The sequence below is a fragment of the Sphingomonas faeni genome, assembly GCF_003053745.1.
Taxonomy (GTDB): domain Bacteria; phylum Pseudomonadota; class Alphaproteobacteria; order Sphingomonadales; family Sphingomonadaceae; genus Sphingomonas; species Sphingomonas faeni.
Genome location: NZ_QAYE01000010.1, coordinates 1 through 18,827, shown reverse-complemented (window position 1 = coordinate 18,827; position 18,827 = coordinate 1). Strand labels below are relative to the sequence as shown.

Below are 18,827 nucleotides of genomic sequence, written 5' to 3'. Positions count from 1 at the left end.
ATGAACCGTCCAGCCCATATCGTCCGCCAATCGGAAGACGACGACGATCCCATCGGCGCAGAGCCGAACGACCGGTTTTTCAACCGCGAGCTCTCTTGGCTGGCGTTCAACCGGCGTGTGCTGGAGGAGGCGTGCAACCCCGCCCATCCGCTGTTGGAGCGGCTCCGCTTCCTGTCGATCTCGGGGTCGAACCTTGACGAGTTCTTCATGGTCCGCGTCGCTGGCCTGAAGGGGCAGCAGACGCAGGACGTCGACCGACGATCTGCAGACGGCTTAACTGCGGGCCAGCAGCTGACCGCGATCGTCCGCGAGGCCGACGAACTGATGGCGAGCCAGCAGGCGGTGTGGGGCGACCTGCGCGTGCTGCTCGACGAAGCCGGGCTGTTCGTGCTGCGGCGCGAGGCGGTCGAGGGTGAGGCCGACGAGTGGCTTGAAACGCATTTCCGCGATCAGATCTTCCCGATCCTGACCCCGCAGGCGCTCGACCCCGCGCACCCGTTCCCGTTCATCCCGAACCGCGGCCTATCGGTGATCTTCGACCTCGTCCGCCGTTCGGATAACGAGCCCGTCCGCGAACTGGTCATGCTCCCGCACACCATGACGCGTTTCGTTCGCCTGCCTGGCGAGCCCGCGCGCTACATCTCGATCGAATCGATCCTGAAGCGGTTCGCGCCCGTCCTGTTCCCCGGCTACGAAGTGCTAGCCGCCGCCAGCTTCCGCGTCCTGCGCGACAGCGACATGGAGATCGAGGAAGAGGCGGAGGATCTCGTCCGCTACTTCGCCAACGCGATCAAGCGCCGCCGCCGTGGCCGCGTCATCCGCCTGGAACTCGAAACCGGCATCCCCGACGTGCTTGCGGCGGTCCTCAAGGATGAGCTCGGCGGTGCGGACGCGATCATTACCGAGAGCGGCAATCTGCTCGGCATCGTCGACCTCGACGGGCTGGTCGACGAGGATCGCCCCGACCTGAAGTTCCCGCCCTTCACGCCGCGCTTTCCGGAACGAATCCGCGAGTTCGGCGGCGATTGCTTCGCGGCGATCAAGGCCAAGGACATCGTCGTCCATCACCCGTACGAGACGTTCGAAGTGGTGCTCGCCTTCCTCAAGCAGGCGGCGAACGACCCCGACGTCGTCGCGATCAAGCAGACGCTCTACCGCGCCGGCAAGCAGCCCGCGGTCATCAATGCGCTCATCACCGCCGCCGAGGCGGGCAAGTCCGTCACTGCGGTCGTCGAGCTGAAGGCACGGTTCGACGAAGAGCAGAACATGGTCTGGGCCTCCGCGCTGGAGCGCGCGGGCGTGCAGGTCGTCTACGGCTTCATCGACTGGAAGACGCACGCCAAGGTCTCGCTGGTCGTCCGCCGCGAAGGCCAGGCGTTCCGCACCTACTGCCATTTCGGCACGGGCAATTACCACCCGGTCACCGCCAAGATCTACACCGACCTCAGCTTCTTCACCGCCGACGCTGCGGTCGGGCGCGATGCGGCGCAGATGTTTAACTACATCACCGGCTATGTCGAACCGACCGACATGGCGCGCGTCAGCCTGAGCCCGCGTGACCTTCGCCAGAACCTCATGAACCTGATCGACGTCGAGATCGCCAACGCCCGCGCCGGCAAGCCCGCCGGCGTCTGGGCGAAGATGAACTCGCTGGTCGACCCTGCGGTGATCGAGAAGCTCTACGAAGCGAGCGGGGCAGGGGTCGAGATCGACCTCATCATCCGTGGCATCTGCTGCCTGCGACCCGGCGTTCCCGGCCTGTCGGAGACGATCCGCGTAAAATCGGTGATTGGGCGCTTCCTCGAGCACAGCCGGATCTGGGCGTTCGGCAACGGCAAGGCGCTGCCCAACGACGGTGCCAAGCTGTTCATCTCGTCGGCCGACTGGATGCCGCGCAACTTCGATCGCCGCGTCGAATATATGCTGCCGATCCTAAACCCGACCGTCCACGACCAGATCCTCGATCAGGTCATGGTCGCGAACCTGATCGACAACGAGCAGAGCTGGGAGCTAGGCCCCGACGGCGAATATAGCCGCGTCGATCCCGGCGACCGCCCGTTCAACCTGCATCGGTATTTCATGACGAATCCTTCGCTCTCGGGCCGCGGCGCTTCGCTTGCGACCAGCAATGCCGTGCCGACGCTGTCGCTCCGCCGTAAACGATGAGCGTCACCAATATCCTGTTCGGCAATTCCCCGCCCAAGGCCGAGACCGACGATCACCCGCGTACCGGGATCATCGACATCGGCTCGAACTCGATCCGTCTGGTGGTCTACCAGGGGCCGCCACGGCTCCCCGCGATCCGGTTCAACGAGAAGGTGTTGGCGGGGCTCGGGCGTGGGCTCGCCGCTACCGGCGCGATCGAGAAGTCGGCCTTGAAGACCGCACGCGTCGCGCTGGCGCGGTTCGCGGCGGTGGCGAAGGAAATGGAATGCTCGACGCTCCGCACGGTCGCGACGGCGGCGGTCCGCGATGCGAAGAACGGCGGCGAACTCATTGCTGCGGCTGAACAACTCGGGCTGACCGTCGAGACGTTGTCGGGCGAACAGGAAGCCAGCGCGGCAGGCTATGGTGTCTTATCAGCGATACCTGAAGCGGATGGCATCGTCGGCGATCTCGGCGGCGGCAGTCTCGAACTCGTCCGCGTTCGCTGCGGCAAGATCGAGGAACGCGTCTCGTTCCCGCTCGGCGTCCTGCGGATCGGCCCGATCCGGGCCAAGCGCGGCAAGGTGCTCGCCCGCTACGTGGCGCGGCTGGTACGCGAGGCCGGCTGGACCGCGAAGGGGCAGGGGCTTCCGCTCTATCTCGTTGGCGGTTCGTGGCGCGCACTGGCACGGCTGGACATGGAACTGTCGGACTATCCGCTGCCGATCATCCACCAATATTCAATGACCGCGGCGACGATCACGCGGCTCAGCCGGACTATCCCACAGCTTTCCAAGCCGCGCTTGAAGGCGATCCCGGGGCTGTCCTCGGGTCGTACGGCAACACTGGCCGATGCCGCTGCGTTGCTCGGTGTGCTGATGCGCCAGCTCGGCAGTCGGACGACGGTCGTGTCTGCCTATGGCCTGCGCGAAGGCCTGCTTTACGAAGATCTGAAGCCCGCAGACCGAACGCTCGATCCGTTGATTGTCGCAGCGCGCGAAGAGGGGCGCTTGCTCGGCCGCTTCCCCGAGCATGGTGACCTCCTCGATCGCTGGATCGCACCGCTGTTCACCACCGAGCCGCCCGCAATGGCGCGTATTCGCCACACCGCATGCCTGCTCGCCGACGTCGGCTGGCGCGCGAACCCCGAGTTCCGCGCCGAACGTGGCGTAGAGGTCGCGCTGCACGGCAATTGGGTCGCGATTGACGCGCCCGGCCGGGGGATGCTGGCGCAAGCTCTTTACACGAGCCTTGGTGGTGATCTCTCCGCCGGTGAAACAGTTGGTCGCCTCGCGTCTCCGGCAGCGGTGAAAAGCGCGACTGCTTGGGGCCTCGCTATGCGACTAGGCCAGCGAATGAGTGGTGGCTTGGCAGGACCTTTGAAGCGATCAGCGCTCGCGGATGACGGGGTATCACTTACGCTGACGTTGCGCCCTGATGATCGTGGGCTCTACGGCGAGGCGGTGGAACGTCGCCATAACGCGCTTGCCGCCGCCCTGGGACGCAAGGCCGTACTAACTCTCGCTTGAATCCTCCCCTTTTAGGGGAGGTTCAATGAATTCAGGCGCAGGTGAAGCGTTCGATCCGGCCCTTGGCGTCCACATAGACATTCAGACGATCGGCGCGGAAATCCATCGTCACGGCCGTGTTCGGCGCGATCCACCGAAGCGTGCGTGCGCCCGATCGCGTCTGCATCACGTCGGCCCGAGCATCGCTCGCGCGCTTGCCGACCAGATCGCCGAGCGAGTCGGCATTGCAGGCGGCCGTGACCGGCTGAGCGGCAGGCGTCTCGCCGCGCATCTCGACCGGCGTACACCCCGCCGACGCGAGCAACGCCGCAACCAGAACGATCCTCATGCGGCATCCTCCGTGCGGGTCATCTTCAGCTTTCCGCCGATAACCGCAAACGCCAGCCGCCCCTCGACCAAATCGAGCGCGTCGCGGCCAAACTGATCGAACCGCCAGCCTTCGAGCATCGGCAGCCCGGTCCGCACACCGGCTGCCAGGGCCTCGAGTTCATCGGTACGCGCAAGAAGTTTCGACGCGACATCAATATCTCGCGAGCGGATCTTGAGCAGCAGCTTGAGGAGGTCCGCCACCAGCGAACCCTCCTTGCCGAGCCCCGGCTTGCGATCGTCGCGCGGCGGCAGTTCGTCGTCGCCAAGCGGCTGTGCGCCCTCGATCGCCGACATCAAACGGCCACCGATATCGTTCCCGGCCCAAGTCGCCGACAACCCACGCACCCGTGCCAAGTCCGCCTGCTTCTTCGGCGGGTGGCCGGCCATGTCACCCAGAGTCTCGTCCTTGACGATCCGTCCGCGCGGCAAATCCTTTGCCTGCGCCTCCAACTCACGCCAGCGCGCGAGAGCCTTCAACCGGCCGAGCACATCAGGCTTGCGTCCCGATATCCGCACGCGCTTCCATGCAAGATCCGGATCGTTCGCATAATTGGCGGTATCGCCGAGCCGCTCCATCTCCTGATCGAGCCACACGCCGCGCCCGGTCTTACGCAACCGCTCCAGCATCTTCGGGAAAATCTTCGAGAGGTGCGTGACGTCGCCGATCGCATATTCGATCTGCCGCGCGTCGAGCGGCCGACGCGCCCAATCGGTAAACCGTGCCCCCTTGTCGACCGCGATCCCGAGCCAGCTGTCGACCAGGTTCGAATAGCCGATCTGCTCGCCTTGGCCGAGCGCCATCGCCGCGACCTGCGTGTCGAACAGCGGGAAGGGCGTCTTGCCGGTGAGGTTGTAGACGATCTCGATGTCCTGCCCGCCGGCATGGACGACCTTCAGCACGTCGTGATTCTCGACGAGGAGGTCGAGTAGCGGCTTGAGGTCGATCCCCGGTGCCATCGGGTCGATCGCGGCGGCTTCCTTGTCGTCGGCGATCTGGATCAGGCAGAGTTCCGGGTAATAGGTGCTCTCGCGCATGAATTCGGTGTCGACGCACACATAGTCGGCGTCGGCCATGCGCGCGCACAAATTGGCGAGCGTGGCACTGTCGGAGATAAGCGGGTGGATATGCATGGCTCGTCCATAGCGAGCCTCGTTCGGGTTGACAAAGCCCGGAAGGGAAGGGAAGCGCGGACCACCTGTTTATCGTCCGAGAAGACCCATCATGCACGCCTATCGCACCCACAACTGCGCCGCCCTCCGCCCCGAACAGGTCGGCGAAGAGGTCCGCGTCTCCGGTTGGGTCCACAAGAAGCGCGATCACGGCGACCTCGTTTTCATCGATCTGCGCGATCACTACGGCATCACGCAGATCGTCACCGACGTGTCGGGGCCCGTCTTCAAGGTGATCGAGGGACTGAAGAGCGAAAGCGTCGTCACGATCACCGGCAAGGTGACCGCACGTGCGCCGGAAGCCGTCAACTCGAACCTGCCGACCGGCGGGATCGAGATCCGCGCGACCGCCGCGACCGTCCAGTCGATGGCCGGCGAGCTGCCGATGCCGGTCGCGGGCGAGGCCGAGTATCCCGAGGATATCCGCCTGCGCTATCGGTACCTCGATCTGCGTCGCGAGCGGCTGCACGCGAACATCATGCTCCGCAGCCAGGTGATCACGTCGCTCCGCAACCGGATGAATTCGCAAGGGTTCATCGAATTCCAGACGCCGATCCTGACCGCATCGTCGCCCGAGGGCGCGCGCGATTATCTGGTGCCGAGCCGCGTCCATCCGGGTAAGTTCTACGCGCTCCCGCAGGCGCCGCAGATGTTCAAGCAGCTGTTGATGGTCGCGGGTTTCGACCGCTATTTCCAGATCGCGCCGTGCTTCCGCGACGAGGACGCACGCGCCGATCGTTCGCCCGGCGAGTTCTACCAGCTCGATTTCGAGATGAGCTTCGTCACACAGGACGACGTGTTCGCGGCGATCGAGCCCGTCCTGCACGGTGTATTCGAGGAGTTCGCCGACTGGCAGGGCAAGGGCCGCCAGGTTTCGGCGCTCCCGTTCAAGCGCATTCCTTACCGCGAATCGATGCTGAAGTACGGCAGCGACAAGCCCGACCTGCGTAACCCGATCCTGATCCACGACGTCGGCCATCATTTCGTCGATTCGGGCTTCGGCCTGTTCGCCGGCATCGTCGCCGGCGGTGACGTGGTCCGCGCGATTCCTGCGCCGAACACCGCCGACAAGAGCCGCAAGTTCTTCACCGACATGAACGACTGGGCACGCGCCGAGGGTCATGCCGGGCTCGGCTACATCACGCAGAAGAACGGTGAACTCGGCGGCCCGATCGCCAAGAACCACGGCGAGGAAGCCACCCGGAAACTGATCGCCGAGATGGGCCTCGGCCCGAACGACGGCATCTTCTTCGCCGCCGGCAAGGAACTGCCCGCCTCGAAGCTGGCGGGCGCCGCCCGTGCGCGGATCGGCGCCGACCTTGGCCTGATCGACGAGAACCGGTTCGAGTTCTGCTGGATCGTCGACTTCCCGATGTTCGAATATGACGAGGACGCGAAGAAGGTCGATTTCAGCCACAACCCATTCTCGATGCCGCAGGGCGAGATGGACGCGCTGGAAAACAAGGATCCGCTCGATATCCTCGCATATCAGTACGATATCGTCTGCAACGGCGTCGAACTGTCGTCGGGCGCGATCCGGAACCACCGGCCCGAGATCATGTACAAGGCGTTCGAGATCGCCGGCTACACGCAGGCCGACGTCGACACGAACTTCGCGGGCATGATCAACGCGTTCAAGGTCGGCGCACCGCCGCATGGCGGCTCGGCACCGGGGATCGACCGGATGGTGATGCTGCTCGCGGGCGAGCCGAACATCCGCGAGGTCGTACTGTTCCCGATGAACCAGAAGGCCGAGGACCTGATGATGGGCGCGCCGAGCCCGGTCAGCGCCAAGCAGCTGAAGGAACTCAATATCCGCCTGACGGTCGATGGCCCGAAGGACGCGACGAAAATGGTCGCGCCGAGCGCTGGGTAACTTCCCTCTGTCCCTCGCCCCAAGGGGGGAGGGACAGAGGAGCCGCTTGGCGACGGGAGGGTGAGGGGAGGTTGGTTTGCGCCAACTTCCCCTCACCCTCCCACCCGCAAGGGCGGGCGGGCCCCTCCCTCTCCCCGAAGGGGCGAGGGAAAGACGTCCCACGCTTCCTCAACCCCCTCAACCATGCAAATACCTCTGCACGATAAGGGGTTGGCATGCGCGACGATCAGATGACACCGGCGCCAAGCCTCGTCCGCAGCCTCGGCGTCACGGGCGTCCTGTTCCTCACCCTCTCCGTAGCGACCCCGGCATCGTCGGTGTTCGTCATCGTCCCCGGCATGCTTCAGGTCGCCGGCACCGGCGCGGTGTGGGCAACGCTGATCGCCGGACTCGTCTGCGTCGCTACTGCGTTCGTCTACGCCGAGCTATCCTCCGCCTGGCCGGTCGCAGGTGGCGAGTATGTCGCGGTCGCGCATACGCTCGGGCCGATGGCGGGGTTCGTCATGCTCGGCGTTAACGTCTTCAACAACCTGCTCTTCCCGCCGGTCGCAGGTCTCGGCGTCAGCGCAGTGCTCGGCACTTTGGTCCCCGGCCTGCCGCAAATCCCCGTCGCGATCGCCGTGGTCGCAGGGTCGACGCTCGTCGCGATCCTCCAGATCAAGGTGAACGCCTGGCTCACCGGCCTCTTCCTGCTGGTCGAGATGCTGGCGATCGTCGCGGTCGTCTGGCTCGGGTTCGCCGATACCGTCCGCCCGATCGGCGACCTGTTGTTCCACCCGGTCATGCCGCAAGGAGCCGCGCTCGTCCCCGCGTCCGCCGCCTCGATCGGCCTCGCCACCTCGATCGCGATCTTCGCGCTCAACGGCTACGGCGCCGCGGTCTATTTCGGCGAGGAGATGCTCGACGCCCCCCGGCTGATCGCGCGCGCGATCATGGCCTCGCTCGCGCTGACGCTTTTGTTCGAAGGCATCCCGATCGTCGCGGTCCTGGTCGGCGCGCCCGATCTTCACGCCACGCTCACCGCCAGCGATCCGTTCGGGCTTCTCGTCGCGCTACGCAGCGGCTCGGCAATGGCGGACTGGATCTCGATCGGCGTAGTCGTGGCGATCGTCAACGCGGTGATCGCCTGCATCCTCGCCTGCGCGCGCTTCTTCTACGGCACCGCGCGCGACGGGAGCTGGGGGCGCCCGCTCGATCGGTGGATGACGCAGGTCCACCCGAAGTTCGGCTCCCCCTGGGTGGGCACGTTGCTGGTCGGCGGGTTCGGGATCGTCGCGTGCTTTCTGCCGCTCCAGTTGCTGCTCGTGCTCAGCGGCACCGGCCTCGTCGCGATCTATGCGGGCATCTGCGTCGCGGCGATGGTCGGCCGGCGTACCGGCAAGACCGCGCACGCCCCCTACCAGATGCCACTCTACCCGCTTGCCCCTGTCGTAACACTGCTCGCGCTCGGCTATGTCTCCTGGACGAGCTGGCTCGATCTCGAGGAGGGCCGCCCCGGTCTGATCATGACGGCTGCACAGATCCTGCTGTCGATCGCCTATTATTGGTTCGTCCTGCGTCGTCGCGGCGCCTGGAACGTTCAGATCCCGACCCTTGCGACGGAGCGTGATGCATGACGATACACCTGGCCGACTACGAAGCTGGCGACGAATACGACGGCAAGTACAAGCACGACCTCGCCGCGCTGCAAAAGCGGCTCGAGCATATTCAGGTCGCGCACATCGTCGGCGGTACGCGCGCGATCGTGATGTTCGAGGGCTGGGACGCGGCGGGGAAGGGCGGCATCATCCAGCGTCTCTCCGCCGAATGGGACCCGCGCAACTACAAGGTCTGGCCGATCTCGGCGCCGACTGCGGACGAGAAGGCACATGATTTTCTTTGGCGCTTCTGGAACCGGTTGCCGGCCAACGGCAACATCGCGGTGTTCGATCGCAGCTGGTACGGCCGTGTCCTCGTCGAGCGTGTCGAGGGGTTCGCCAGCGAGACCGAATGGCGCCACGGTTACGACGAGATCAACGCGTTCGAGGCACAGCAGGTCGAGAGCGGCACGACCCTCATCAAGCTGTTCATCCATACCACGCAGAAGGAGCAGGACCGGCGATTGAAGGCGCGTCTCGACGATCCGTGGAAGCACTGGAAGACCGGGCTCGACGATTTCCACAATCGATCGCGACGTGAAGACTATCTGGAGGCGATGGCCGAGATGTTCGCGCGCACTGATACCGCGACCGCGGCGTGGACCGTCATCGACGGCAACGACAAGAAGGCGGCCCGAATCGCCGCGCTGACGCTGATCGCGGACCGCCTCGAAGCGGGGGTTTCGATGGTGCCGCCACCGCTCGACCCGAAGGTCAAGAAGGTGGCGGAGAAGGCGTTAGGCCTTCGCTGACTTGGCCTCTGCTGCATCGGCCTGGATGAACTGGTCATCCTCGTTGAGCAGCAGCATCTGGCCCTTGTCGATGCCGAAATAGGCACCGCGCAGGGCCAGCGTACCGGCGGCTTCTGCCTCGGTCACGAACGGGAAGGTGCGGAGGTTGGCGATCGAGGTCCGTACGGATTCGAGTTCCATCTCGCGGCCGGCCTCGGCGCCTTCACCGTACTTTGCGATGACCTTCTCGCGGGCACCGTCGAGCAGGCTGACCCAGTCGGACACGAACCCGCCTGCGCCATGATCGGCATCGGCAAACGCCTGCGTCAGCGCAGCCTTGCAGCCACCGCACTTCTCGTGGCCCATCACGACGATCTCTTCGACCTTCAGCTGCGTAACCGCGAACTCGATCGCCGCGGAGACGCCGTGATAACCACCACCGGTTTCGAACGGCGGGACGAGGTTGGCGACGTTGCGCACGACGAAAACTTCGCCCGGCAGCGTATCGAAAATCTGCGCGGGTTCGACGCGGCTGTCGGAGCAGGCGATGATCATCACCTTGGGGCTCTGGCCGTCCTGCAGTTCCTTCCAGCGCTCGCGCTGCTCCTCCCAGGGGCCGTCCTTGAAGCGGTGATAGCCTTCGATCATTTCCGGAAAGTGAGTTGGCACGGTTAGCCTTCCATATCAGTTTGCGATGCAACATGACAAACTTGTCATGTTGGAACTGGTTCCATGATTTTATCCGGTTCGTCCGATGGTTCCAACCCGCCAACATAGCCCGCCGCCATTGTCTCAGCGGCAGGGCGGGGCTATCTGGCGTGCATGAACGACATGACCCCGATGGCTTCGCCGGTCCGTGCGCGCAAGCCCGACTGGATCCGCGTCAAGGCGCCGACCTCTGCTGGCTTCGCAAAGACCCGTGAGTTGATGCGCTCGAAAAGCCTCACCACCGTGTGCGAAGAGGCGGCGTGTCCGAACATTGGCGAATGCTGGTCGAAGAAGCATGCGACGGTCATGATCCTCGGCGATACCTGCACGCGCGCCTGCGCGTTTTGTAACGTGAAGACCGGTATGCCGCGCGCGGTCGATCGGATGGAGCCGCAGAACGTCGCCGATGCGGCCGCGCAGATGGGGCTCAACCACATCGTCATCACCTCCGTCGATCGCGACGATCTTCCGGACGGTGGCGCGTCGCAGTTCGTAAAGGTGATCCAGGCGATCCGCGCGTCGAACCCGACGACGACGATCGAGATCCTCACACCCGACTTCCGCAACAAGGCGCAGGCGGCGATCGAGTCGATCGTCGAGGCGCGTCCCGACGTTTACAACCATAATCTCGAAACCGTGCCGCGGCTCTATCCGACGATCCGCCCGGGTGCGCGTTACTATGCGTCCCTGCGGCTGCTGGAGAGCGTCAAGAAGCACGATCCGTCGATCTTCACCAAATCCGGCGTGATGCTCGGGCTCGGCGAGGAGCGTCTGGAGATCCATCAGGTGATGGACGACATGCGCTGCGCCGACATCGATTTCCTGACGATGGGCCAGTATCTCCAGCCCACGCCGCGCCATGCCAAGGTCGCCGAGTTCGTGCCGCCGAAGGCGTTCGATGCCTATGCCTCGATTGCCCGCGCGAAGGGCTTCCTGTTGGTAGCATCGTCGCCGCTGACTCGGTCGAGCTACCACGCGGGTGACGACTTCGAGCGGTTGCGTGCGAACCGCGACGCAAAGCTGGGCGTCGCGCGCATCTGATGCCGAAGCATTCGGAAACGCGCCATTTGCCCTACACGCCTGAGCAGATGTTCGACCTGGTGGCCGATGTCGGTCGCTATGCCGAATTCCTGCCCTGGGTCAGCGCGATGCGCGTGCGCTCGAACAGCGAGACCGAGACACTCGCCGACATGATCGTCGGTTTCAAGGGGCTGCGTGAGACGTTCACGTCGCGCGTGCAGAAGGTCCGGCCGAGCGAACTCAACGTCGATTACGTCGATGGCCCGCTCAAGTATCTGCGCAACGAATGGCATTTCCGACCCGAGCCGCAGGGCTGCGCGGTCGACTTCACCGTCGACTTCGCGTTCAAGAACCGGATGTTCGAGATGATCGCCGGGCAGGTGTTCGGCGTGGCGCTGCGGAAGATGATCGGCGCGTTCGAAACGCGTGCCGCGGAGCTTTACGGCGCCGAAGCGTCCGGCAGCAAGAGTTCGAGCGCGCACAACGCGGCCTGAAGCCGGATCCCGCCGCGGCCGAGATCGCCGAAGTCCTTGCGATCGGCGTGAACGTCGGACGGGTCACGGCCCTTTTCGGCGCGGCCAAACACCACCGTGCCGACCGGCTTCTTGAGCGAACCACCACCGGGGCCCGCAACGCCGGTGATCGCAACCGCGATATCAGCGCCCGACTGCTTGAGCGCGGCCTGCGCCATGCTCCAGGCGACCGCGATCGAGACCGCGCCGAACGTTTCGAGCACGTCCGAACTGATCTTCAGCACGCCGAGCTTGGCGGCGTTCGAGTAGGTGACGAAGCCGACCTCGAACACGTCGGAGGACCCGGGGATCTCGGTCAGTGCAGCCGCGACCAGCCCGCCGGTGCAACTCTCGGCGACCGCGACCCGGCGGCCGATCGCGCGGTTCTGCTCGACCACTTTGCGTGCGGCGTCGACCAGTTCGGCGGGAAGGATCGTATCCATCAGCGTGTCTCCACCGGGCAGAGCAGCATCGCCACCGCGGCGATATCTCCGCTGCGCGACTTCTGGGATTTGAGGTACCGCAACGTCTCGACGACGATGCCCGCGGTGTTGCGCGGTGGCAAGGGCTGGAGCAGCGTCACCATCCGGTCGATCGTCCCGCAATCACGCGTCGCGATCCGCCCGACGATCTGCGGCACCAGCAACGTCGTCAGCAGCGGTCGCGCAAACTCCGAATCGAGCAGCGCGTCCACGGCAGGATCGCTGAGCTTGACGATCGCCGCACGCGCTGCTGGCCAAGCCCGGTCGGACTCGATCTGATAGCGATCGATCAGCGCACTCGACTGCGACCGGATGAGACTTCTGGCGGGAAGCTGTGCCGCGCAGACGCGCCCGGTTTCCCGGAGGATATCGGGCATCGCGACGAGCGTAAGCGATTCGGCCTCGGGCCCGGTGATGCAGCGCTGCTGCGCCACTGCCGGGCTGGCGAGGAGGGCGATCCCCGCAAGCGCTGCTGCGATCTTCAAAGCGGCGATCCGGGCAAGCGAATGGTTGCAACGGCCTGCGCGGCGATACCCTCGCCGCGGCCGGTGAAGCCAAGTCGTTCGGTCGTTGTCGCCTTGACGCTGACCCGGTCGAGCGTGAGCCCAAGCAGGTCGGCGATCCGCGCGGTCATCGCCGTACGATGCGGCCCGATCTTCGGCACCTCGCACATGATCGTCAGGTCGACGAAATCGATCCGGCCGCGCTTGTCGGCGATAAGCTTGGCGGCATGCTGGAGGAACTGCGCGGAGTCGGCACCCTTCCACTGCGGATCGCTCGGCGGGAAATGCGTGCCGATATCGCCCGCCGCGATCGTACCGAGCAGCGCGTCGGTCAGCGCGTGAAGCGCGACGTCGGCGTCGCTATGCCCCGACAGGCCCTTGTCGTGCGGGATCAGGACGCCGCCGAGCCACAGCTCCTCGCCGGTTTCGAGACGGTGGACGTCGAACCCCATCGCGGTGCGGGTTTCGTAAGCGACACGCGCTTCGGCGGCCGCGAAATCTTCTGGGTGCGTGACTTTCTCGAGCATCATCGAGCCCTGCACCAACGCGACGCCGACGCCAAGCCGTCGCACCATCTGCGCGTCGTCGGTCGCCTCTTCGTCCGCCGGCCAGACCGCGTGAGCGGCACGCAGTGCCTCCACGGCGAACGCCTGAGGAGTCTGCACCCGGTTGAGGTCTGCGCGCGGCACGATGTCGCCGAGCAAAACGTTGCCGCGCGCCAGCGTATCGGTCACCGGCAGGACCGGAATGGCCGCGTCCCTGGTCTTCAAGGCAGCAACGAGCGAATCGATGACAGCGTGCGACAGGAAGGGGCGGGCGGCGTCATGGATCAGCACATGCGTCGCATCGCCGACCGCCGCGAGACCGTTAGTAACCGACTCGCGTCGCGTCGTCCCACCAACGGCGATCGGCGCGGTCCCCAACGCGGCGACCGCCAAACCCTGCTGGCCCTCGGCGACGACGACGATCGTCTTGGCGATCGCCGGGTGCGTCGCGAAAGCTTCATAGGAATAGCCGATCATCGGTCGGCCGGCGATCAGCGCGAACTGCTTGGGAATCGATCCCCCCGCGCGCACGCCGGTTCCGGCAGCGACGATGATCGCGACGATACGCTGTGCCTGTGTCATCCTCGCGACCTAGCGGTTCGCCCCGACGCTCGCCAGTCTTGCGAAAAACTGCCGGACGGGGTAGGGGGATGCCTCTTTTTCAGGCACATTCATGCGTAACCTTGCCCCTATCCAGATCGGTCCCGTCCGGATCGAAAGCCCCGTCGTGCTCGCGCCGATGACCGGCGTCACCGACATGCCGTTCCGCACGCTGGTGCGACGCTATGGCTCGGGCCTCAACGTCACCGAGATGGTCGCTAGCCAGGCCGCGATCCGCGAGACGCGCCAGTCGCTGCAGAAGGCGGCATGGGACCGGCTCGAGGAGCCGGTGTCGATGCAGCTGATCGGCTGCACGCCGTACGAGATGGGCGAGGCCGCCAAGCTCAGCCAGGATCGCGGCGCCGCGATCATCGACATCAACATGGGCTGCCCGGTGCGCAAGGTCGTCAACGGCGACGCGGGCTCGGCGCTGATGCGCGATACAAAGCTCGCCAGCGCGATCATCGAGGCTACCGTCAAGGCCGTCGACGTGCCCGTGACGCTGAAGATGCGGATGGGCTGGTGCCACGACAGCCTCAATGCACCCGATCTCGCGCGCATCGCCGAGGACCTCGGCATCAAGCTGATCACCGTCCACGGCCGCACGCGCAACCAGATGTACAAGGGCAATGCCGACTGGGGCTTCGTCCGGAAGGTCAAGGAAGCAGTGAGCGTACCGGTGATCGTCAACGGCGACATCTGCACCATCGAGGACGCCGAGGCGGCGATGGACCAGTCGGGCGCGGATGGCCTGATGATCGGTCGCGGCAGCTACGGACGCCCCTGGGTGCTCGGCCAGGTGATGGAGTGGTTCGCCACCGGCCGTCGCATCGAGGACCCGTCGATCACCGAGCAATATGACGCGATCGCAGGCCATTACGAGGCGATGCTCGAGCATTACGGGATCGAGACCGGCGTCAACATGGCCCGGAAGCATATCGGCTGGTACACCAAGGGGCTGCCCGGTTCGGCCGAGTTCCGCAACAAGGTGAACCAGGTGCCCGATCCCAAGCAGGTCAAGGCGATGCTCGCCGAGTTCTACGCTCCCTGGCGCGACCTTGAAGCGGCCTGATACGCCATCGCGCAACCGGCCGGGGTTCGCGGAACTCTTCGCCGCGCTGCCGGTGGCTGTGGTGGTCGTCGATCCCGACCACAGGGTTGCGCATGCCAATGCGCTCGCCGAGCAACTACTGAACCTCTCGGAACGGTTGATGATCGGACAACCACTCGATGCGATCATCCCGCCGCCCGACGATCCGCGAAATCGGGACGGACACGGGCTAGCCGTTTACGACACCGAAATCTCGACCGCGCGGGGGGTCAAAATCCGTGCAGATTTCGCCGAGACGCAGATCGCCGACTACCCGGGCTGGCGGGCGATCACCTTGCATGCATCCGCAACCTCGCGGCGGCTTGGACACTCTGCGGATCGTGCGGCTGGAGCGAGGGCTGCGGTCGGTGCCGCGGCTATGCTCGCGCACGAAATCAAGAATCCGTTATCCGGTATTCGTGGTGCGGCACAGTTGCTCGGTGCGGGCGAGCTGACTACGCTGATTGTCACTGAGGTGGATCGTATCGCGGCGTTGATCGACCGCATGCAGGATTTCAGCGATACGCGCCCTTTGCCGCTCGCCAGCGAGAACATCTATCCGCTGCTCGGTCACGCCCGCCGGCTTGCGCTCGCCGGGTTCGCGCGCGGCATCGCGATCGAAGAACGCTTCGATCCGTCGCTCCCACCCGCGCAGATCAACCGCGATGCGCTGCTGCAGATCGTCATAAACCTGCTGAAGAATGCCCGCGAAGCTGTTAGCAACGAACGAGAACCGCGGATCGTCATGACCACGGCGTACCGTCACGGCATCACCGTTAGTGCGGCACCCGGCAAGCCGCGCCTGCCGCTGCCGATTGAGATTTGTGTCTTCGACAACGGCCCGGGCGCCCCAGCCGACATCGCCGATCACCTGTTCGACCCGTTCGTGTCCGGCCGTCGCGAAGGGCAGGGGCTTGGTCTCGCGCTGGTCGACAAGCTCACGCGCGACATGGGCGGCATCGTCCAGTACGCCCGCGAAGGAAACCCCGAGATGACCGTCCTTCGCCTGCTGCTGCCGAGAGCCGCATCATGAGCACCGTCCTAGTCGTCGATGACGATGCGGCGATCCGCACCGTCGTCGCGCAGGCCCTCCGTCGCGCAGGCCACGACGTCACCGTCGCCGACAGCTTGGCGCAACTCGAACGCGCGCTTGCCGTGTCTCTGCCCGACGTCCTCATCACCGACGTCATCCTCCCCGACGGCGACGGCATCGACCATGTCCGCAGCGTCGCCGCGCGCTTTCCGCTGCTCCCGATCATCGTCCTCTCGGCGCAGAACACGCTGACCACGGCGGTCCGCGCGGCCGAGGTTGGCGCGTACGAGTATCTACCCAAGCCGTTCGACCTCGACGTGCTGACCCGCGCGGTTACCGGAGCACTGGCGCGAGGCGGGATGGTCAGCGAGGATGCGCTCCACGACGCGGACCGCGCACTCCCGCTGATCGGTCGGTCGGCGGCGATGCAGGACGTCTACCGGATCATCGCGCGCGTGGTATCGAACGATCTTACCGTGCTGATCTCGGGCGAATCGGGCACCGGCAAGGAACTCGTCGCGCGCGCGATCCATGATCTCGGGCCGCGTAGCGCAGCCCCGTTCGTCGCGATTAACATGGCCGCGATTCCGCGCGAACTGATCGAGGCCGAGCTGTTCGGACATGAACGCGGCGCCTTCACCGGCGCTGCGACGCGCAATGCCGGTCGGTTCGAACAGGCGTCGGGCGGCACGCTGTTCCTTGACGAGATCGGCGACATGCCGATGGAGGCGCAGACCCGCCTCCTCCGCGTGCTCCAGTCGGGTGAGTTCACCAGCGTCGGTGGCGCACGGACGATCCGCGTCGACGTTCGCATCGTCGCCGCGACCAACCGCGATCTGGCGTCACAGGTCGCAACGGGGCAGTTCCGCGAAGACCTGTTCTACCGGCTCAATGTCGTCCCGATCACGTTGCCGCCCCTGCGCGAACGACGTCAGGACATCGCGCTGCTCGCGCGGCATTTTCTGGATCACGCCGCTGCACAGGGCCTTCCGCGGCGTCAGCTTGCCAGTGACGCCCTGGTCGCGCTTGGCGGGCATGACTGGCCGGGCAACGTTCGCGAACTCGAAAATCTCATGCGGCGGCTGGCAGTCTTGTCGCGCGACGAAGTCATCGAGGCGGACGCGATCCGTACCATGATCGGCCGCCACGCCTCGCTCACCGACCCGGTCGACCTCGATATCGGACAAGCCGTCCGTGCGATGATCGAGCGCATCGCTCATGACGATCCAGCCGCACTCGATGACGGCACGCTCTACGACCGCGTGATCGGCGAAGTCGAACGCCCGCTGATCGAGGCGATGCTGGCGCGTCATGGTCAGAACCAGCTTCGGGCCGCGCGCGCGATGGGGATCAACCGCAATACGCTTCGCAAACGCCTCGATACGCTCGGCATCGATATCGGCGGTGCGATCAGCGGCGACGCGCCTCGCGTAGACGAACCGGAACGGCGGTAATTCTGTCATTATGTGGTTTCACGGCAACGGTTGACGTTGTATCGGGGCAACGATGATCGCTTCCGCGACGCTACCGATGGACGATGACGGGCCTGCACACCGGTTTGCCGTGACGCCTGCCGTAGAGGCGGTCGTTCTCGGCGTGGCGATCGCGATCGCCGTCACGAGCTACTTTATCATTACCGGCAGCGACGCACCGCAGCGCCTGATCCCGCCACCGCTGGTAGCGCTGCTGCTGGTCGCGAACCTCGTGCCCGGCATCGCGCTCCTCATGTTGCTAGGGCGACGTGTGGCCATGCGCCGTGCAGCGCGTTCGCCAATCGGCGGTGGCGGTCGCCTCCACGTTCGCCTCGTTGCTCTGTTCTCGATCGTCGCCGCTGTGCCGATGCTGCTTGTGACGATCTTCGCGTCGCTGCTGTTCCAATATGGCGTACAATTCTGGTATTCCGATCAGGCGCGCGGTATGCTCGAAAACGCAACCGGACTTGCTCAATCATCCTACGGACGCCAGCTCAACCGATGGCAGGAAGCCACCGTGACGATGGCCAGCGACATGTCTGCATATCTTCGCGAACGCTCGCTTCAAAGTCCGGATTTTTCGGGCTGGTTCCTTCAGCAAGTCTATTATCGCAGCCTCTCCGAGGCCGCTTTGTTCAAGCTGTCCCCTCAACGGGGAATTCAGACGCTGGCGATCGTCAACCCGTACGAGATCGACTTCACGCGCCGCGTCACGCCCGCGGCGATCGCGGAGTTACGGTCGGGTAAAAGTGCGGTCCTTTCGGTCACCGGCGATCGTATCCAGACGATCACGATGCTGCCTGGATCTGACGAGCTGTTCCTCTATGCGGGCCGCGTCGAGGATACGAAATCCCTCTCCGAACAGACCACGCGCGCCAACGACGTGCTGAAGAGTTATCGATCGCTCCTGGCCAGGGCGCGCAGTCTCCAGTTGCAGTTCAATGCGGCACTGTTGTTGATCTCGTTGCTGATCGTAGGGATTGCAGTGTGGATCGCGCTGGCGGTTGCGGATCGCCTCGTCCGGCCGGTGGGTGAGCTCGTCGACGCCGCGCGCAGGGTAGCAGCCGGCGACCTGACCGCGCGCGTTCCCGATCCGCGAAGCCGTGACGAGGTCGGCACGCTTGCCAACGCGTTCAACCAGATGACCGGGCAGCTGGAGGCGCAGAACACCGAACTCGTCACGGCCAACGGCCAGCTCGAAAGCCGTCGCGCACTGATCGAGGCGGTGATGGCGGGGGTCTCCGCTGGCGTCGTCGCAACCGGACGCGAGCGGACGATCACGATTGCGAACGATTCGGCGACGACGTTGCTAGGGCTCAAACCCAATCAGGCTATTGATTTGAAGAGGGCTTCCTGATTCACAGAGCGTGTGACGATGGAGGCGGTAGATGGCGTTGTTCTGGTT

General features: G+C 65.1%; 17 protein-coding genes. 11 read left to right on the top strand and 6 right to left on the bottom strand.

Features of this window, described 5'->3' with window-relative positions; translation table 11 throughout:
- Together C8J25_RS17115 and C8J25_RS17110 are read left to right on the top strand one after the other, a co-directional pair.
- Window positions 1-2,166, top strand: a complete 2,166-nt coding sequence (locus tag C8J25_RS17115) for an RNA degradosome polyphosphate kinase (protein WP_056481892.1) — start codon at window positions 1-3, stop codon at window positions 2,164-2,166.
- Window positions 2,163-3,674, top strand: a complete 1,512-nt coding sequence (locus tag C8J25_RS17110) for a Ppx/GppA family phosphatase (RefSeq protein WP_107955594.1) — start codon at window positions 2,163-2,165, stop codon at window positions 3,672-3,674. Before C8J25_RS17115 ends, C8J25_RS17110 begins: the two co-directional genes overlap by 4 nt.
- Before the next feature lie 31 nt (window positions 3,675-3,705).
- Here the strand turns inward: C8J25_RS17110 and C8J25_RS17105 are convergent, their stop codons facing one another.
- Window positions 3,706-4,002 carry an I78 family peptidase inhibitor gene (locus C8J25_RS17105; protein WP_107955593.1) on the bottom strand — a complete coding sequence of 99 codons (297 nt, stop codon included), beginning with the start codon at window positions 4,000-4,002 and terminating at the stop codon, window positions 3,706-3,708.
- Entirely contained in the window at window positions 3,999-5,174 is a 1,176-nt protein-coding gene (rnd, locus tag C8J25_RS17100) for a ribonuclease D (protein WP_107955592.1), read from the bottom strand. Before rnd ends, C8J25_RS17105 begins: the two co-directional genes overlap by 4 nt.
- Window positions 5,175-5,265: 91 nt before the next feature.
- Here rnd and aspS point away from each other — a divergent pair, with 91 nt between their 5' ends.
- The 3 genes from aspS to C8J25_RS17085 all read left to right on the top strand — a co-directional run bounded on the left by aspS (window position 5,266) and on the right by C8J25_RS17085 (window position 9,478).
- Complete coding sequence (aspS, locus tag C8J25_RS17095; RefSeq protein WP_208622627.1) at window positions 5,266-7,089, top strand: aspartate--tRNA ligase; 1,824 nt, start codon at window positions 5,266-5,268, stop codon at window positions 7,087-7,089.
- Between the two features lie 215 nt (window positions 7,090-7,304).
- The gene (locus C8J25_RS17090) at window positions 7,305-8,705 is read left to right on the top strand and encodes an APC family permease (RefSeq protein ID WP_107955591.1); all 1,401 of its coding nucleotides are present in this window, start codon (window positions 7,305-7,307) and stop codon (window positions 8,703-8,705) included.
- On the top strand, window positions 8,702-9,478 hold the full coding sequence (locus C8J25_RS17085) for a polyphosphate kinase 2 family protein (protein WP_107955590.1): 777 nt from the start codon (window positions 8,702-8,704) through the stop codon (window positions 9,476-9,478). Before C8J25_RS17090 ends, C8J25_RS17085 begins: the two co-directional genes overlap by 4 nt.
- Here the strand turns inward: C8J25_RS17085 and C8J25_RS17080 are convergent.
- A complete protein-coding gene (locus C8J25_RS17080; RefSeq protein ID WP_107955589.1) occupies window positions 9,464-10,105 on the bottom strand; it encodes a carbonic anhydrase in 642 nt (213 codons plus the stop codon). The two genes, C8J25_RS17085 and C8J25_RS17080, sit on opposite strands and share 15 nt — an antisense overlap.
- Window positions 10,106-10,279: 174 nt before the next feature.
- Between C8J25_RS17080 and lipA the strand changes: the two genes are divergently transcribed.
- Both lipA and C8J25_RS17070 read left to right on the top strand, forming a co-directional pair.
- A complete protein-coding gene (gene lipA, locus C8J25_RS17075; protein ID WP_107955588.1) occupies window positions 10,280-11,206 on the top strand; it encodes a lipoyl synthase in 927 nt (308 codons plus the stop codon).
- Window positions 11,206-11,679 (top strand): type II toxin-antitoxin system RatA family toxin, encoded by a 474-nt coding sequence (locus C8J25_RS17070; RefSeq protein ID WP_107955587.1) that lies wholly within the window; start codon window positions 11,206-11,208, stop codon window positions 11,677-11,679. Before lipA ends, C8J25_RS17070 begins: the two co-directional genes overlap by 1 nt.
- On the opposite strand, the gene C8J25_RS17065 is transcribed toward C8J25_RS17070, so the two are convergent.
- The 3 genes from C8J25_RS17065 to C8J25_RS17055 are packed head-to-tail and all read right to left on the bottom strand — an operon-like array spanning window position 11,625 to window position 13,809.
- The gene (locus C8J25_RS17065; protein ID WP_056048893.1) at window positions 11,625-12,140 is read right to left on the bottom strand and encodes a CinA family protein; all 516 of its coding nucleotides are present in this window, start codon (window positions 12,138-12,140) and stop codon (window positions 11,625-11,627) included. The two genes, C8J25_RS17070 and C8J25_RS17065, sit on opposite strands and share 55 nt — an antisense overlap.
- Window positions 12,140-12,664: a hypothetical protein gene (locus C8J25_RS17060; RefSeq protein ID WP_107955586.1), complete on the bottom strand. Its 525-nt coding sequence runs from the start codon at window positions 12,662-12,664 to the stop codon at window positions 12,140-12,142. Before C8J25_RS17060 ends, C8J25_RS17065 begins: the two co-directional genes overlap by 1 nt.
- Window positions 12,661-13,809, bottom strand: coding sequence for a bifunctional 2-C-methyl-D-erythritol 4-phosphate cytidylyltransferase/2-C-methyl-D-erythritol 2,4-cyclodiphosphate synthase (locus C8J25_RS17055; protein ID WP_107955585.1), 1,149 nt, complete (start codon window positions 13,807-13,809; stop codon window positions 12,661-12,663). The genes C8J25_RS17060 and C8J25_RS17055 overlap by 4 nt, the downstream gene beginning before the upstream one ends.
- Before the next feature lie 91 nt (window positions 13,810-13,900).
- Here C8J25_RS17055 and dusB point away from each other — a divergent pair, with 91 nt between their 5' ends.
- From dusB to C8J25_RS17035, 4 genes are read left to right on the top strand one after another with little or no spacing between them, the layout of a single operon-like run.
- Window positions 13,901-14,899, top strand: coding sequence for a tRNA dihydrouridine synthase DusB (gene dusB / locus C8J25_RS17050; protein WP_107955584.1), 999 nt, complete (start codon window positions 13,901-13,903; stop codon window positions 14,897-14,899).
- Window positions 14,886-15,950 carry a two-component system sensor histidine kinase NtrB gene (locus C8J25_RS17045; protein ID WP_107955583.1) on the top strand — a complete coding sequence of 355 codons (1,065 nt, stop codon included), beginning with the start codon at window positions 14,886-14,888 and terminating at the stop codon, window positions 15,948-15,950. The genes dusB and C8J25_RS17045 overlap by 14 nt, the downstream gene beginning before the upstream one ends.
- A complete protein-coding gene (gene ntrC, locus C8J25_RS17040) occupies window positions 15,947-17,404 on the top strand; it encodes a nitrogen regulation protein NR(I) (protein WP_107955582.1) in 1,458 nt (485 codons plus the stop codon). Before C8J25_RS17045 ends, ntrC begins: the two co-directional genes overlap by 4 nt.
- Window positions 17,405-17,456: 52 nt before the next feature.
- The gene (locus tag C8J25_RS17035) at window positions 17,457-18,779 is read left to right on the top strand and encodes a HAMP domain-containing protein (RefSeq protein WP_244187179.1); all 1,323 of its coding nucleotides are present in this window, start codon (window positions 17,457-17,459) and stop codon (window positions 18,777-18,779) included.
- The last annotated feature ends 48 nt before the right edge of the window (window positions 18,780-18,827 follow it).